This window comes from Pseudomonas sp. GL_117, assembly GCF_057835125.1.
In genome coordinates, this window is the sequence record NZ_CM174418.1 from 3,393,335 (window position 1) to 3,408,116 (window position 14,782).

Sequence of the window (14,782 nt, forward strand, 5' to 3'; positions counted from 1 at the left end):
CCCGCTCCCACAGTTGATCGGTGCTGCTGGGCTGTCAGCGCTCGGCTGGAGATCGCCCGGACCTGCCAATCCCCTGTGGGAGCTGTCGAGCTTTAGCGAGGCTGCGAAGGCGGCGGCACTGTAGGTAGAAGTGTTGCCCTCGACCATAGATCTCCCACATTTGATTTTCAGTATTTGCAGGTCAGTGCTCCAGCGCATACCGACGGCAATGGCTGAGGTAGCCCTGCTCATGGCTGCCTACCAATTGCACCACGCTGGTCCATAACCACGACGGCGCATCCAGCTGCCTGGAGCGGTTTTCTTGCAGCGTGGCCATCCAGGCCTTGCGCGTGTCCCGGTCCATCTGGCGGGCATGGGCGATACCGACAACCCGGGCGAGATACCCGGCGGCATGCATCGCGTCGGTCTCGCTGAGTTCGTCCAACTCCAGCTTCATGTCCTGCGGCAGCAATTCACGGATGAAAAAACCGTGATCCAGAAAGCGCGTCGCCAGCATGCGCTCACCCAGGCCAGGGGACAGCTGGCGAGCGCCCTCGACGACCCGGCGGCCATTGTCCCGTGGCATCTTCCCCCGTGCGGCACGGGGTGCCGCAGCGCCCACCGCCTGCTTGATGTCGATCAGGCAGTATTCGCGATCGTCCTTGTCTCCCACCCCCAGCAACGCCGCGTAACGCAGCAAGCCAAGGGAGCTGCAGCCCTTGACCCAATAGGCCGAATCCAGCAACTCGACCTTGGCGTCCTTGGGCCGCCCCTTGAGGGACGTGACCAACTGGTGGAGGTCGTCCGATGCGCAAACGTCAGCCAACGCGCTTTTTTCCGCCCGCGACAACGACCAAAAGTGCTTGCCCAGGGGAATGCTCGGCCGCGCATTCTCGATGCGTTCACGTGCCAGGTGCTTCCAGGTGCGCTCCACGGCACTGCGCATGCCGGCCTTGACCTGGGACGGGCGCGGCGGCGTTTCATCCGGCTTGTCCTTGAAGGCCTGTTCGTAGCCCACCATCATTTCTTCGAGCATGCGTGCGGTGGTCACGCCAGGTAGGTCAGAGCCACGTGCCGCGGTGGCCAGGGACAGGGCCAGGCGCACCAGGTCGTGGGCCGGGTTGCCGATCACGGTCTGGTCGAGGTCGCGGATGTGCATATCGATGCGCCCCTTGCTGTCGCCGGTCGGCCCCAGGTTGCCCGCATGGCAATCGCCGCAGATCCAGATCGCCGGGCCGTGGGGCAACCGGCGGCCAGGCAGGCTGTGCAGCCAATCGTAGAACTGCACGGTGCTGCCGCGCACATAGGCGTGGGCGGAACGCGCCATCTTCAGGTTGCGCAGTTGGATCAGGCGGGGCATGCGGGCGGAGGGACGCGGACTGTTCATATAGGCACTCGGCTGGGGCTACGGTAGAGGTTAGGCCGGCGCAAATGTTTCATTTTGTTTCACGAGTAAACCTTCAGCCGCGCCCCGCTACTGCCATCAACCAGCCCTTGAACGCCAGCATCGCCGAGGTTTCAGCACGCGACTGCAGGCGGGTCAGCCAGTAACTGCCGGTGGTGATGCCCACGTCGAACGGCTGGCGAATCACATCATTTTCCAATTGCCGCGAAAACATCATCGCCGGCGCCAGCGCCACCCCCGCGCCCTGCAATGCCGCCTCCATCATCCCCAGGGATGAGTCGAACACAATGCTGCGCGGCACCAGAGTGTCGGCCGGTAGACCTGCGGCCTGAAACCACTGGGTCCATTCATCCGCCCGATAAGAGCGCAGCAAGGTGAACTTGAGCAGGTCGGCCGGGGTTTGCAGTTGCTCGGCGATGTGCGGCACGCAAAGCACGCTCAGCGGCGCTTCAAACAAGGGGCTTGCGTCGGTGCCATGCCAGGCACCCGCGCCAAAGCGGATCGCGTAATCCAAGCCTTCGGCGGCGACGTCGACGCGGTTGTTGTGGGTCGACAGGCGCAAGTCGATAAATGGATAACGTGCGTGAAACTCCGGCAAGCGCGGCAGTAGCCATCCCACGGCAAACGTGCCGACTGCGCCCACCGTCAGCACTTCACGGTAATGTCCGCCTTCGAACCGACTGAGGGTCTGGGCAATCCGGTCAAACGATTCACGCACTACCGGCAGCAAGGTTTCGCCCTCGCTCGTGAGCATCAGCCCCCGTGGCAGACGCTTGAACAAGGTGACATTGAGCTGTGCCTCCAGGCTTTTAACCTGATGGCTTACCGCCGCCTGAGTAACGCACAGCTCGATGGCCGCGCGGGTAAAGCTCAAATGCCGTGCAGAGGCTTCGAATGCACGCAGGGCATTGAGGGGTAGATGGGAGCGCAACATGCTTGACCCTAGTTATTCTAATGGCTGGTGCGAGATATGATCGTTTGTCGAAGCGCGCAAATCTACCTAGATTTATCCGCCTGCGCAGGCCTCGGTTGGCAGTGCGCCCTTGATATGGAAGCAAGTCAGCATGAACCATCACGTAAGAAATTTCCTTATTTCAGCCGCAATTGTTGGATCTGGAACCTGCATGGCCGCCACCGACCTGCGCCAGGTTGTGGACAGCACCGTTGCGCCGTTGATGCAGCAACACGGGATCGCCGGCCTGGCGGTAGCCACGATCAAAAATGGCCAGGTGCAATACTTTAACTACGGCGTAATGTCCAAGACCACCCAGCGCCCCGTCACCGAAGACACCCTGTTCGAACTGGGCTCCGTCAGCAAAACCTTCACCGCCACGCTGGGCGGTTATGCCCAGGCCACCGGCGCACTCAAGCTGACAGACAAGGCCAGCCAGCACCTGCCAGCCCTGAAAGGCAGCGCCTTCGACCGCATCAGCCTGTTGCAACTGGCGACCTACTCGGCGGGTGGTTTGCCCCTGCAATTTCCGGAAGCCGCCGACAGCGCCAAGACCATGCTCGGCTATTTCCAACACTGGAAACCTACCTACGCCCCCGGTGTGCAACGCCTCTACTCAAACCCTAGCATCGGCCTGTTCGGCTACCTGAGCGCGCAAAGCCTGGGGCAACCCTTCAATGTGGCGATGGAGAAAACCCTGCTGCCGCAGTTGGGGCTCAAGCACACCTATATCACTGTGCCCGCCGACAAGGCAGACCAATACGCCCAAGGTTATGACAAGCAGCAAAACCCGGTACGGGTCGGCCCCGGCGCACTGGACGGCGAGGCCTACGGCGTCAAGTCCAGCACCCAGGACATGGCGCGTTTCGTCATCGCGAACATGCACCCACAAACCCTGAGCGCGCCGCTGCAACAGGCAATTGCCACGACACACACCGGCTACTACACCGTCAACGGCATGACCCAAGGCCTGGGCTGGGAATACTACCCCTACCCGGTGAAGTTGCAGGCATTGCTTGACGGCAACTCCACGCTTATCGCGCTGCAACCCAATAAAGCCCATTGGCTGCAACCGGCGCAGACACAACCGGGCAACGTCATTTTCAACAAAACCGGCTCTACCGGCGGCTTTGGAGCGTACGTGGCGTATGTGCCTGGCAAGGATATAGGCGTGGTGATCCTGGCCAACAAGAACTACCCGATTGCCGACAGAGTGACGGCGGCCCATGGCATCTTGAGCGCGATGGATCAGTAGCAGGCATCACGGCCCACAATGTGTCGCGCGCTTAACAGTCTTTGACAGTTTTCCGACAAAGCTGTCAAAGACCCCCGCCCTCCCCCAGACCTAGCATTCGAGCTTCCAAACCTCCAAGCGGGTGCTCTACATGCTTCGCACGATGCGATCAAAAAACCTCTGTTTATCCATCTCCACCCTGTGTCTGTTGGCCGGTGCCCATCAGGTTTTGGCCGACGACTGGGACTATCGATTGAAAGCCGGCGTGGCCAACCTGCCGCGCTACAGCGGCAGCGACGAGCGTACGACCACGCCGCTGCTGGGTGGCGCCATCGTCAGCCCATGGGGGATTTTCCTTGATACCGACAAAGGGCTGGGCTGGGGCTACGAAGGCAACGCCTTGAGTTTCAGCGCCTATATCGGCGCCAGTGCCTCACGCAAAGATAAAAACAAAACCGGCCGCCTGGGCTCGGACCGCCTCAAAGGCATGGGCGAAATCAAATCACGCCCGCAACTGGGCGTAAGCGCCAGCTATAACCTCGGCGCAGCGATTGTGGGGGCAACCCTGGAACATGCGCTCAAGGACGACGACCACAAAGACAGCGCCAAAGCCTTCACCTCGCTGGAGTTGAGCATCGGCACCAACCTGTACGACGGCGACTACGGCAGCCTCGACGCCAGCCTCAACAGCCGCTTTGGCGACGCCAATTACCTGCGCACATGGTATGGCGCGACGCCCGACCAAGCCGCGCGCAGCCGTTTTCAGGCATATGACGCCAAAGGCGGGTTATTCAGCCGTGGCCTGAACCTGACGTGGAGTTTGCCGGTCAGCGAGCACACCACATTCAGCACACTGCTGGACATGCAGTACCTGTCGGGGGACGCGGGCAAAAGCCCTATCGTCGAGCGGCGCCTGCAAAGCTCGCTCATAGGTGCGCTGGAATACACCTTCTGATCCAGCCCCCCATCAACACCTGTGTGAAGCGCAGAGCTCAGCGCGGGGCCTGATCATTCGGCATAGGCCCACGTCATCCGAAACGACGCCCCGCCCCACTGAGAATCCAGCACTTCTACCTGCCCGCCATGCCACTGCGACACCCGCTGCACCAGCGCCAGGCCCAGGCCGAAGCCGCCGGTGCGGCGGTCACGGCTGGCATCCAGGCGCATAAACGGCTGGAAGATTTTCGCCCGGCCATCCTCGGGCACGCCGGGGCCGTCGTCACACACCCGCACTTCGTAGCCGCTGCCAAACTTAACCAACGAAACCTCCACACGCCGCTCGGCATAACGAATGGCATTGCGCAGCAAGTTGATCACCGCCCGCGCCATAAAGCGCGGTTCGATCTGGATGGTGTCCACCTCACAACTGCGCAACGTCAGTCGGACCCCTGCCGCCTCGGCCTCCAGGGCCACGCTGCCGATCACGCTGTCGAGCCAGCTGTGAGCCTCGATATTTTCCCGGGTGACCTGGGTCGCGCCGCGCTCCAGGCTGGCGTAGGTCAGCAACTCGGAGACCATTTCCTCCAGCTCACCGAGGTCGGCGTACATGTCGGCGATCAGTTCGCTACGCAGACGCGGGTCGACCTGCTGCTTGAGTTGATCGAGTTCAAACGACAAGCGCGCAATCGGCGTACGCAATTCATGGGAAACCGCGTTGGTCAGTTCACGCTGGTTGGCGATCAGGTTCTCGATGCGTTCAGCCATCTGGTTGAAGTGCCCGGCCAGTTCGCGCACGGTAGAGCGGCGTGGCAGCAGGATGCGCGAGGCCAGGTGATTGTCGCCAAAACGCTGTGCGGCCAGGCGGATATGCTCCAGATCACGCCAATGGGGACGCACCCAGAAATACAGCACGACGGCCAGGCACAGGCCGAGGAGCACATAAGCCCACAGGTAAAGCCACTTGGGCTCTTCCGGCAGCTTGATTTCCAGCAATTGCGGGCCGTCATCGATACGGGCGAGGAACTCCATAAAGTGCCCACGCACGACCAGCAGCCCGTCCGCCAGCAGTTGCTGCTCACGCTCGTTCAGCCTCAGGGAATCACGCGACAGCAGTTTCAGATGCAACCCGTAATGGGGTTGCAGCTCGGCGAGGCGGGCAGCCCGCGCTTCGCTCGTCAACGGCCGCAACTGCTCGACCAGGGCGTAGGCCGGTCCACGCAACGCCTCGCGGTTGTAAGTTTCGTTGGCTTCCGGCAGCCACTCGTCGAAGGTGTAGTTGACCAGCCAGATCGCCCCCGCCAGGCCCAGAGCAAGGATCAGGTAAAGGCGTAGATAAAGCCGTAGCATTCATACCTCCCAGGCAAACGGATTGAACAGGTAGCCCTTGCCCCAGATGGTCTTGATGCACACCGGTTCACGAGGGTTATCGTTGAGTTTGCCGCGCAGCTTGCTGATGTAAACGTCGACGCTGCGATTGAGGCCGTCGAACGCGATGCCGCGCATGCGGTTGAGGATGTCATCGCGGGACAGGATGGTGCCGGAGTGGCTGGCCAACAGCCACAGCAGTTCGAACTCCATGGTCGTCAGTTCGATCGTTTCGTCTCCCAGGCGCACCACCCGGCAGCTACGGTCAATCGCCAAGCGGCCAAAACTCAGGGCCCCACGCACGGTGGGCTCTGGCGCCTGGCGACGTTGCAACGCGCGCAAGCGGGCGAGCAGTACCGGCGGCTTGATCGGTTTGATCACGTAGTCGTCAGCGCCGGATTCCAGGCCGAGGATGTGGTCCAGGTCGTCCTCCTTGGCCGTGAGGATCACGATCGGCGTGTCGGACACATTGCGGATTTCGCGGCACACGTGCAGGCCGCTCTGGCCGGGCAGCATCAGGTCGAGAACAACGATCTTGGGACGAAAATCGAGAAAGGCCGCCAAGGCCGCGTCGCCCCGGTGCACCACGCGCACCTCGAAACCATGCTGCGACAAAAAATGCGCGATCAGCCCTGCCAGCTTCTCATCGTCTTCAACGAGCAAGACCTTGCCCAGCCCCAGGTTTTCCATAAGTTCTCAGTGTGCGACGCAGATTGAAGAGCGGGCATTATAGGTGGCAAGCTGGGCAACTTGAGCAACTGGCCAGCAGCGGCCGACGAAGCTTCATGCTTTTAAGACTTTTTAACAAATAGCCTGCAATTTTTAACGCCATCTACAGGGAGTTGTATGCGCAAGGATTACCTGGCGTTCTTCGTTTCGCTGTTCCTGTCGCGCCTGGCCGACCAGATTCTGTTGTTTATCGTGCCCTTGATAGTGTTTCAGAGCACAGGGAGCGTGTCCTGGGCCGGGCTGGCGTTTTTTGTCGAGTCGTTGCCGCGTTTCCTCGCGTTTCCGCTGTGCGGGGCGCTGTGCGACAAGTACCCGCCGGTGCACATCCTGCATATCAGCCAGGTCTATCGCGCGCTGACGTGCGTCGTTGCGGTGGCGCTGTACGGGATGTTCGACGGCATCTATTGGCTGGTGTTGCTTTCGGCCGTGTGCGGGGTGCTGACCACCCAGGGCATCATGGCCCGCGAAGTGCTGATGCCGCATATCTTTGCGCAATACAGTTATGCCAAGACCCTCTCCTACTCGCAGATTGCCGACCAGAGCGGACTGGTGCTCGGGCCGCTGGTGGCAGCGCTGATGCTCGAAGTGTGGGCGTGGCATTGGGTGGTACTGGGGATTGCCGGGTTGTTTGTGCTGGCGGACGTGGCCATGGGGGTGTGGCAGCGCTCCAGCTCGGTCGACCTGGCGGTCTTTGAACAGCATCGTGATATTTGGCTGCAACCACTGCGGATTGCATTCGGGCATATCCGCCAGCTTGCCGGGCTCAAACGCCTGATTGCGCTGACGGTGGGGGTCAACCTGATCATCGGGGTCACGCTGGCCACGTCGGCCGCAATGGTCACCGGGCTCTACGCCGCCGACAAGGACGCCTATGCGGTACTGCAAGCCGCAGGCGCAGGGGTGACCATCGCGATTCTGTTCTACCTGGCGCGCGCCACCCTGTCGCTGAAAATCCTCGGTGGCCTGTCATACGCACTGATTGCCGCCGGCGCGCTGATCACCGCGATCAGCCCCAATCTGTGGGCTTACTCGCTGGGGTTCCTGCTGGTGATCGGCTTCGACAAGATGTACAGCGTGTACATGCGCAGCGTGCGGCAAAAGGTGATTCCAGTGCAGGACTTTGGCAAAACCGTGGGGGTGATTACCTTGCTCAACAACCTGCCGCAACCCCTGGCCGGGTTGGCGGTTGCACTGCTGGCGGCGCCGCTGGGTACGCAAACGGTGATCCTGCTGCTGACCGGGATCACCGCGTTGATCGGAGTGGTCGTGGCCTCAGGCCGGCACGCCGCTGTGAAAGCGGAACTCGACGTCGGGTGACTCGATCAGTTCCTGCTCGGCCGCCCTCACCCGCTCGATGACTTGGGCGATGTCCTTGGCGTCGCCGTATTGGTAGGCCAATTTCAGATAGCCCTGGAAGTGCCGCGCCTCGCTTTTCAGCAGGCCGAAGTAGAACTTGCCGAGTTCTTCATCCAAATGCGGCACCAGCGCTTCGAAACGCTCGCAACTGCGGGCTTCGATAAAGGCGCCGACCACCAGCGTATCCACCAGTTTGACCGGCTCATGACTGCGCACCACTTTGCGCAACGCCGAGGCGTAGCGACCGGCATGCAGCTGGCGCAGCTCGATCTTGCGCTTTTTCATCAGGCGCATGACCTGTTCGTGGTGCACCAACTCTTCGCGGGCCAGGCGCGACATCATATTGATCAGGTCGACATGGCCGTGATACTTGGCCATCAGGCTCAGGGCGGTGCTGGCGGCTTTGAATTCGCAGTTCTTGTGGTCGATCAGCAGGGTTTCCTGATCGGCCAGCGCGGCCTGGACCCAGGCGTCGGGGGTGCGGCAACCGAGGAATTCGTGGATTTCGGGCAGGTTCATCGGGCTCACGGGCAAAGGATCACAAAAGGGCGCCGATTATACCGACCACGCCGCAGACCACCAGCCACCGGCCTTGATGTGCATCAACATGACGTGCGCCGGGCAGCAACTATAGTTGTCTCATGCCCACCACTTCCCGGAGTTACCGACCATGCAAGCCATCCGCAGCATCCTGGTGCTCATCGAGCCCGAACATTCGGAAAGCCTGGCCCTCAAACGCGCCAAGTTGATCGCCGGGGTCACCGGTGCGCACTTGCATTTGCTGGTGTGCGACAGGAAACATGAGCATTCGGCGCTGCTGAGCCTGCTCAAGGCGGGCTTGCAGGAGGATGGCTACAGCGTGACCACCGAGCAGGCGTGGAACGAGAGCCTGCATGCAACCATTATTGATGTGCAGCAGGCCGAAGGCTGTGGACTGGTGATCAAGCAGCACTTTCCCGACAGCCCATTGAAAAAGGCTCTGCTGACCCCGGCGGATTGGAAACTGTTGCGTTATTGCCCGACGGCGGTGTTGTTGGTCAAGACGTCTACGCCGTGGGCTGAAGGTGTGATCCTGGCGGCAATCGATGTGGGTAATACCGACGCCGAACACCGTGAACTGCACGCCGAGATAGTCGGTCATGGCTTCGACATCGCCAGCCTGGCCAAGGCCCAACTGCATGTGATCAGCGCCCACCCTTCGCCGATGCTATCGGCGGCGGACCCGACGTTCCAGCTCAAAGAAACGATTGAGGCGCGCTACCGCGAACAGTGCCGGGCATTCCAAGCCGAGTTTGATATCGACAACCCAAGGCTGCACATCGAGGAAGGCCCTGCCGACGTGCTGATTCCCTTTGCGGCGCACAAGTACCATGCGGTCGTCACCATCATCGGCACGGTGGCGCGTACCGGCATTTCCGGCGCGTTAATCGGCAATACGGCGGAGGTCGTGCTCGACAAGCTGGAAAGTGATGTGCTGGTGCTCAAGCCTGCGAGCCTTATGGATCACCTGGAAGAGCTGGCGGCTAAGTCCTGAGGGCGACGAGGATCAAACTGTGGGAGCCCGCTCCCACACAAGCCCATTTACATTGGGTCGGGTGTTGTCAGTCAGCAAACACATCCCGCAGAAACCCCGGTGCGATATAGCGGTGGTAATGCGCTTCGGACAGGATAAAAAACTCCCGGTCGATCGCATCGCGCAAATCCGGCAAGGCCCAGTCGCGAAATTCCGGCAACAGCACCATGCCATAGGCCTCCAGATTGGAGATTACCCGTGCGCCCCGGGCAATCAACTGGTACGCCCAGCAATACTCCGACTGGTGCGGTACGAAGCGAATCTTGCGCTGTTCCAGTTGAACGCGCAGGGTCTTGGGGTCGAAAACCTCGACCTTGCCGCCCATCACCTGCACCAGCAGTTGCTCCAGGCGCAGCCAAACCGCACGCTTTTCTTCTTCGTTATAGCCATTCCACTGGATCACTTCGTGGTGGAAGCGCTTGCAGCCACGGCACACGAGATCGCCGTAGACCGTGGAGCACAGGCCTACGCAGGGGGTTTTGATGGCTTGGTTGGACATGGGCAACGACACACAAATCAGCGAAACAATGCGCCATGTTAGCCCTTTGTCTAACCTCTATCACCCTGCAAACTTGGCGAGGCAACTTACCTTTAGTTTTTTTTTGCCGTAGAATCATCCGGCCTTGTAAGGCGCCAACAATCCGCTGGAAGCTGTTTTCAAAGCGTCACGAGCACAGTCGTTCCTTCAGAACGGTGTTGGCGATGGTGTTTGACCCGGTAGGTCAGTCACCAGCGCCAACCCTCATCAGCTCCGTTCTGCAGGCGTAAAACTTTGAAAGCAGCTTCTGTGAGGAATGCCGGCAGCGCTGGCTTTGCGGCCCAAAAAGCCCCCGAGCGCATGCGTGCCGTTCATTTCTGGATGAGCGTCCCGTGGGACCACTGATGAGGGTAATAACTGTGCTTGAAGCCTACCGCAAACATATCGAAGAGCGTGCAGCCCTGGGTATTGTTCCCCAGCCGCTTAACGCCGAACAAACTGCAGGCCTGGTTGAGCTGCTGAAAAATCCTCCGGCTGGCGAAGAAGAATTCCTCGTTGACCTGATCACCAACCGCATTCCACCAGGTGTTGACGAAGCTGCCTACGTCAAGGCCGGTTTCCTGTCTGCCCTGGCCAAGGGCGAAGTCACTTCCCCCCTGATCGACAAGAAGCGCGCTGTTGAACTGCTTGGCACCATGCAAGGCGGCTACAACATCGTGACCCTGGTCGAGCTGCTGGACGATGCCGAGCTGGCAGCTGTCGCAGCCGCCCAACTCAAGCACACCCTGCTGATGTTCGATGCGTTCCACGACGTCGCCGAAAAAGCCAAGAACGGCAACGAGCACGCCAAGAGCGTGATCCAGTCCTGGGCTGACGGCGAATGGTTCCGCAACCGCCCTACCCTGGCCGACAAGATCAGCCTGCGCGTATTCAAGGTCACTGGCGAAACCAACACCGACGACCTGTCCCCTGCTCCAGATGCCTGGTCCCGCCCGGACATCCCGCTGCACGCCCTGGCCATGCTGAAAATGGCCCGTGAAGGCATCGTGCCGGACGAGCAAGGCAAAACCGGCCCGATGAAGCAGATCGAAGAGATGCGCGGCCAAGGCTTCCCGATCGCCTACGTCGGTGACGTGGTCGGCACCGGCTCGTCCCGCAAGTCGGCGACCAACTCCGTACTGTGGTTCTTCGGCGACGACGTACCTTACGTGCCGAACAAGCGCGCCGGCGGCTTCTGCTTCGGCAGCAAGATCGCTCCAATCTTCTACAACACCATGGAAGATGCTGGCGCACTGCCTATCGAGTTCGACGTTTCCAACATGAACATGGGCGACGTGATCGACCTGTACCCACATGCTGGCAAAGTCTGCAAACACGGCACCGACGAAGTCATCACCACCTTCGAAATGAAGACCCCGGTGCTGTTGGACGAAGTCCGCGCCGGCGGCCGTATCCCGCTGATCATCGGCCGTGGCCTGACCGACAAGGCACGTGCCGAGCTGGGCCTGGGCCCAACCGACCTGTTCAAGCTGCCTGAAGCACCTGTCGACACCGGCAAGGGTTTCACCCTGGCCCAGAAAATGGTCGGCAAGGCGTGCGGCCTGCCAGCAGGCAAAGGCGTTCGCCCTGGCACCTACTGCGAACCGAAGATGACCACCGTGGGTTCCCAGGACACCACCGGTCCGATGACCCGTGACGAACTGAAAGACCTGGCGTGCCTGGGCTTCTCGACCGATCTGGTAATGCAGTCCTTCTGCCACACCGCGGCCTATCCAAAGCCGATCGACGTGACCACCCACCACACCCTGCCTGACTTCATCATGACCCGTGGCGGCGTATCGCTGCGTCCAGGCGACGGCATCATCCACAGCTGGCTGAACCGCATGCTGCTGCCGGACACCGTCGGTACTGGTGGTGACTCCCACACCCGTTTCCCGATGGGCATCTCGTTCCCGGCCGGTTCTGGCTTGGTCGCGTTTGCCGCAGCCACTGGCGTAATGCCACTGGATATGCCGGAATCGATCCTGGTGCGCTTCAAAGGCAAAATGAAACCTGGCATCACACTGCGTGACCTGGTTCATGCCATTCCTTACTACGCGATCCAATCGGGTCTGCTGACTGTAGAGAAGAAAGGCAAGAAAAACGCCTTCTCCGGCCGCATCCTGGAGATCGAAGGCCTGAACGACCTGACGCTGGAACAGGCTTTCGAGCTGTCCGACGCCTCGGCTGAACGTTCGGCTGCCGGTTGCACCATCAAGCTGTCGAAAGAGTCCGTCACCGAGTACCTGAACTCCAACATCACCCTGCTGCGCTGGATGATCGGCGAAGGCTACGGCGATGCACGTACCCTGGAACGTCGCGCCCAAGCGATGGAAGCCTGGGTCAAGAACCCTGAGCTGATGGAAGCCGATGCCGACGCGGAATACGCCGAAATCATCGAGATCGACCTGTCGGAAATCAACGAGCCGATCCTCTGCGCACCGAACGACCCGGACGATGCCCGTCTGCTGTCGAGCGTTGCCGGTGAGAAGATCGACGAAGTGTTCATCGGTTCGTGCATGACCAACATCGGTCACTTCCGCGCTGCCGGTAAACTGCTGGAACAGGTCAAGGGCCAGCTGCCAACCCGTCTGTGGCTGTCGCCGCCGACCAAGATGGACGCACACCAACTGACCGAAGAAGGCTACTACGGCATCTACGGCAAAGCTGGCGCGCGCATGGAAATGCCGGGCTGCTCGCTGTGCATGGGTAACCAGGCACGTGTAGAGCCGAACTCGACTGTTGTGTCGACTTCGACCCGTAACTTCCCGAACCGTCTGGGTGATGGCGCGAACGTCTACCTGGCGTCGGCTGAGCTGGCGGCAGTTGCCTCCACCCTGGGTCGCCTGCCGACCGTCGAAGAGTACATGGGTTACGCAGCGAAACTGGACACCATGGCCAGTGACGTTTACCGCTACCTGAACTTCGACCAGATCGCCGAGTTCCGCAAAATCGCAGCAAGCGCCAACATCCCGGTGATTCAAGCCTAAGGTGTGTTGACGTAGAAGGCGCCGCGTATCGCAAGATACGCGGCGTTTTTTTTATGCCCGGGATTTGGCCAGTTGCACCGCGCCATCCACACTCAAATCGCTGAGCAGCACCTGCGGCGCCATTGCCTCAGGCAGTGCCTGCAACACCTCAAGGGCGTCGTGCCGTACCCGCGCGAGCACCAGGCGCTTACCCTCCCCGCGCACCTGCGCAAAAAACGCGGCCAGCGCTTCAATGCTGGTGCCATCCAGGTTCGGCGATTCCTCCAGGCTCAACACCACGGCTTCCACTGGCGATTGGCGCATCAGGCGCAAGGCCGCGCCCAGGATGCGTTCGGTATTCGCGAAAAACAGCGCCTCGCTGGGACGCACGATCAGCACACTCGGCACCTCCCGTGCGTCGGCATGATGCTGACGGTCAACAAAGTCGTGGCTATCGCCCAGGCGACCAAGCACCTGGATGTCAGCGGAGGACATCTGGCGCAGCATCAACACGACACTGATCGCCACCGCCAGCAACAAGCCATCCAGCACGCCGAGCACCAGCACCGCCGCGACCGCGCAGATCACCAGCAGGCGATCACGCCGCCAGATGAAATAGCGCCCCAGCGGTTGCACGCTCAAGCCATGCCCCAGTGCATAGATGACAATCGCTGCGAGCACCGGCTCCGGTGTCAGGGCGACGTAGGGCAGCACCGTCAACACAATCACCAACACCACCAGCGCCGCGACGATGCCGGCCAGCCGTGAACCCGCACCGGCGGCTTCATTCGCCGAGGTTGCCGAATACCCGGCGCCGACGGGCATCCCATGAAACAACCCGGACACCAGGTTGGCCGCCCCCAGCGCCAACAAATCACGATTGGATGACACGCGGTCGCCATGTTTAAGGGCGAACGAGCTGATAGAGCCGTAGGACTCCGCATAAAGGATCATGACCAACGCAAACGCCAACTCCCCCAGGCGCAACCAATCGGCGAACGGCAGCACCGGCAAGCGCCCCAGTTCCAGGCGCAGGTCGATCATGCCAATCAACCCCACACCGTGGGCCTGTAGGTCCAGGAGTTGCCCGCCGGCAATTCCCAGCACGACCACCAGCAACCCGCCCGGCAGGCGCGGAATCCGCGCGCACAGCCACAACACGCACAAGGCCACGGCCGCGACCAGCGCCGCCGGCCAGTTCCAGCTTGGCCACTGCTCGATTAATTGCGGCAGGAAGCGGATCAGGTTGTTGTCGCTCAGGTGTACGCCCACCACAGCTGCCAGTTGCTTGAGGATAATGGTCAGCGCCAGGCCGAACGCGAAACCGCGCAACACCGGCTTGGCAATAAACGAAGTGACGCCACCCAGCTTGAGCAACCCGGCCAGCAAGAAAAATCCACCCGTGACCAACACCAGCCCAAACGCCAGGGAAAGCCGCAACGCCGGGTCATCACCGGCAAGGCTGGCGGTCGCTGCGGCCAGTACCGCCGCCGAAGACGACGTAGCCGACACAATCGCAAAGCGGCTGGTGCCCAACAGGCCGTAGCACAACAGCCCGGCAAACAAGGCAATCACACCCGCCTGGGGCGGGAGCGCGGCAATGCTCGAATAGGCCACTGCCTCCGGCAGCAATAAACCGGCGATGGAGAGCCCGGCGAGGATGTCCTGGATGCGCCTGGAAGACGCAGCAACAGCGGGAGGGGTTTGAGTATTCAATCGAGCCAACCTTGGGGGTCTCCAAATCAGAAACCAATAAGCCGACAA

At 61.0% G+C, this 14,782-nt stretch carries 12 protein-coding genes; 5 read left to right on the forward strand and 7 right to left on the reverse strand.

What is annotated here, in order from left to right; translation table 11 throughout:
- Positions 1 to 181: 181 nt before the first annotated feature.
- Both AC3ISR_RS15310 and AC3ISR_RS15315 read right to left on the reverse strand, forming a co-directional pair.
- The gene (locus AC3ISR_RS15310) at positions 182 to 1,366 is read right to left on the reverse strand and encodes a DUF2252 family protein (protein ID WP_463984704.1); all 1,185 of its coding nucleotides are present in this window, start codon (positions 1,364 to 1,366) and stop codon (positions 182 to 184) included.
- 73 nt (positions 1,367 to 1,439) lie between these two features.
- A complete protein-coding gene (locus tag AC3ISR_RS15315; RefSeq protein ID WP_192300508.1) occupies positions 1,440 to 2,318 on the reverse strand; it encodes a LysR family transcriptional regulator in 879 nt (292 codons plus the stop codon).
- 130 nt (positions 2,319 to 2,448) lie between these two features.
- Between AC3ISR_RS15315 and ampC the strand changes: the two genes are divergently transcribed.
- Positions 2,449 to 3,591, forward strand: a complete 1,143-nt coding sequence (ampC, locus tag AC3ISR_RS15320; protein ID WP_463984703.1) for a class C beta-lactamase — start codon at positions 2,449 to 2,451, stop codon at positions 3,589 to 3,591.
- Positions 3,592 to 3,721: 130 nt separating this feature from the next.
- The gene (locus AC3ISR_RS15325) at positions 3,722 to 4,525 is read left to right on the forward strand and encodes a MipA/OmpV family protein (protein WP_489324355.1); all 804 of its coding nucleotides are present in this window, start codon (positions 3,722 to 3,724) and stop codon (positions 4,523 to 4,525) included.
- A gap of 53 nt (positions 4,526 to 4,578) precedes the next feature.
- Here the strand turns inward: AC3ISR_RS15325 and AC3ISR_RS15330 are convergent, their stop codons facing one another.
- Both AC3ISR_RS15330 and AC3ISR_RS15335 read right to left on the reverse strand, forming a co-directional pair.
- On the reverse strand, positions 4,579 to 5,856 hold the full coding sequence (locus AC3ISR_RS15330; RefSeq protein WP_192300510.1) for an ATP-binding protein: 1,278 nt from the start codon (positions 5,854 to 5,856) through the stop codon (positions 4,579 to 4,581).
- Positions 5,857 to 6,564 carry a winged helix-turn-helix domain-containing protein gene (locus AC3ISR_RS15335; protein WP_226457666.1) on the reverse strand — a complete coding sequence of 236 codons (708 nt, stop codon included), beginning with the start codon at positions 6,562 to 6,564 and terminating at the stop codon, positions 5,857 to 5,859. It lies immediately after the preceding gene.
- 156 nt (positions 6,565 to 6,720) lie between these two features.
- Here AC3ISR_RS15335 and AC3ISR_RS15340 point away from each other — a divergent pair, with 156 nt between their 5' ends.
- On the forward strand, positions 6,721 to 7,920 hold the full coding sequence (locus AC3ISR_RS15340; protein ID WP_192300512.1) for an MFS transporter: 1,200 nt from the start codon (positions 6,721 to 6,723) through the stop codon (positions 7,918 to 7,920).
- On the opposite strand, the gene AC3ISR_RS15345 is transcribed toward AC3ISR_RS15340, so the two are convergent.
- Positions 7,876 to 8,478 (reverse strand): MiaE family protein, encoded by a 603-nt coding sequence (locus AC3ISR_RS15345; protein WP_192300513.1) that lies wholly within the window; start codon positions 8,476 to 8,478, stop codon positions 7,876 to 7,878. The genes AC3ISR_RS15340 and AC3ISR_RS15345 overlap by 45 nt on opposite strands.
- 151 nt (positions 8,479 to 8,629) lie before the next feature.
- Here AC3ISR_RS15345 and AC3ISR_RS15350 point away from each other — a divergent pair, with 151 nt between their 5' ends.
- Positions 8,630 to 9,493, forward strand: a complete 864-nt coding sequence (locus tag AC3ISR_RS15350; RefSeq protein ID WP_192300514.1) for a universal stress protein — start codon at positions 8,630 to 8,632, stop codon at positions 9,491 to 9,493.
- A 67-nt stretch (positions 9,494 to 9,560) separates the two neighbouring features.
- Here the strand turns inward: AC3ISR_RS15350 and AC3ISR_RS15355 are convergent, their stop codons facing one another.
- The gene (locus AC3ISR_RS15355; protein WP_192300515.1) at positions 9,561 to 10,031 is read right to left on the reverse strand and encodes a DUF1289 domain-containing protein; all 471 of its coding nucleotides are present in this window, start codon (positions 10,029 to 10,031) and stop codon (positions 9,561 to 9,563) included.
- Between the two features lie 398 nt (positions 10,032 to 10,429).
- Here AC3ISR_RS15355 and acnB point away from each other — a divergent pair, with 398 nt between their 5' ends.
- Positions 10,430 to 13,039 carry a bifunctional aconitate hydratase 2/2-methylisocitrate dehydratase gene (gene acnB, locus AC3ISR_RS15360; protein WP_192300543.1) on the forward strand — a complete coding sequence of 870 codons (2,610 nt, stop codon included), beginning with the start codon at positions 10,430 to 10,432 and terminating at the stop codon, positions 13,037 to 13,039.
- A gap of 51 nt (positions 13,040 to 13,090) precedes the next feature.
- Here the strand turns inward: acnB and AC3ISR_RS15365 are convergent, their stop codons facing one another.
- On the reverse strand, positions 13,091 to 14,734 hold the full coding sequence (locus AC3ISR_RS15365; protein ID WP_192300516.1) for a SulP family inorganic anion transporter: 1,644 nt from the start codon (positions 14,732 to 14,734) through the stop codon (positions 13,091 to 13,093).
- Between the last annotated feature and the right edge of the window lie 48 nt (positions 14,735 to 14,782).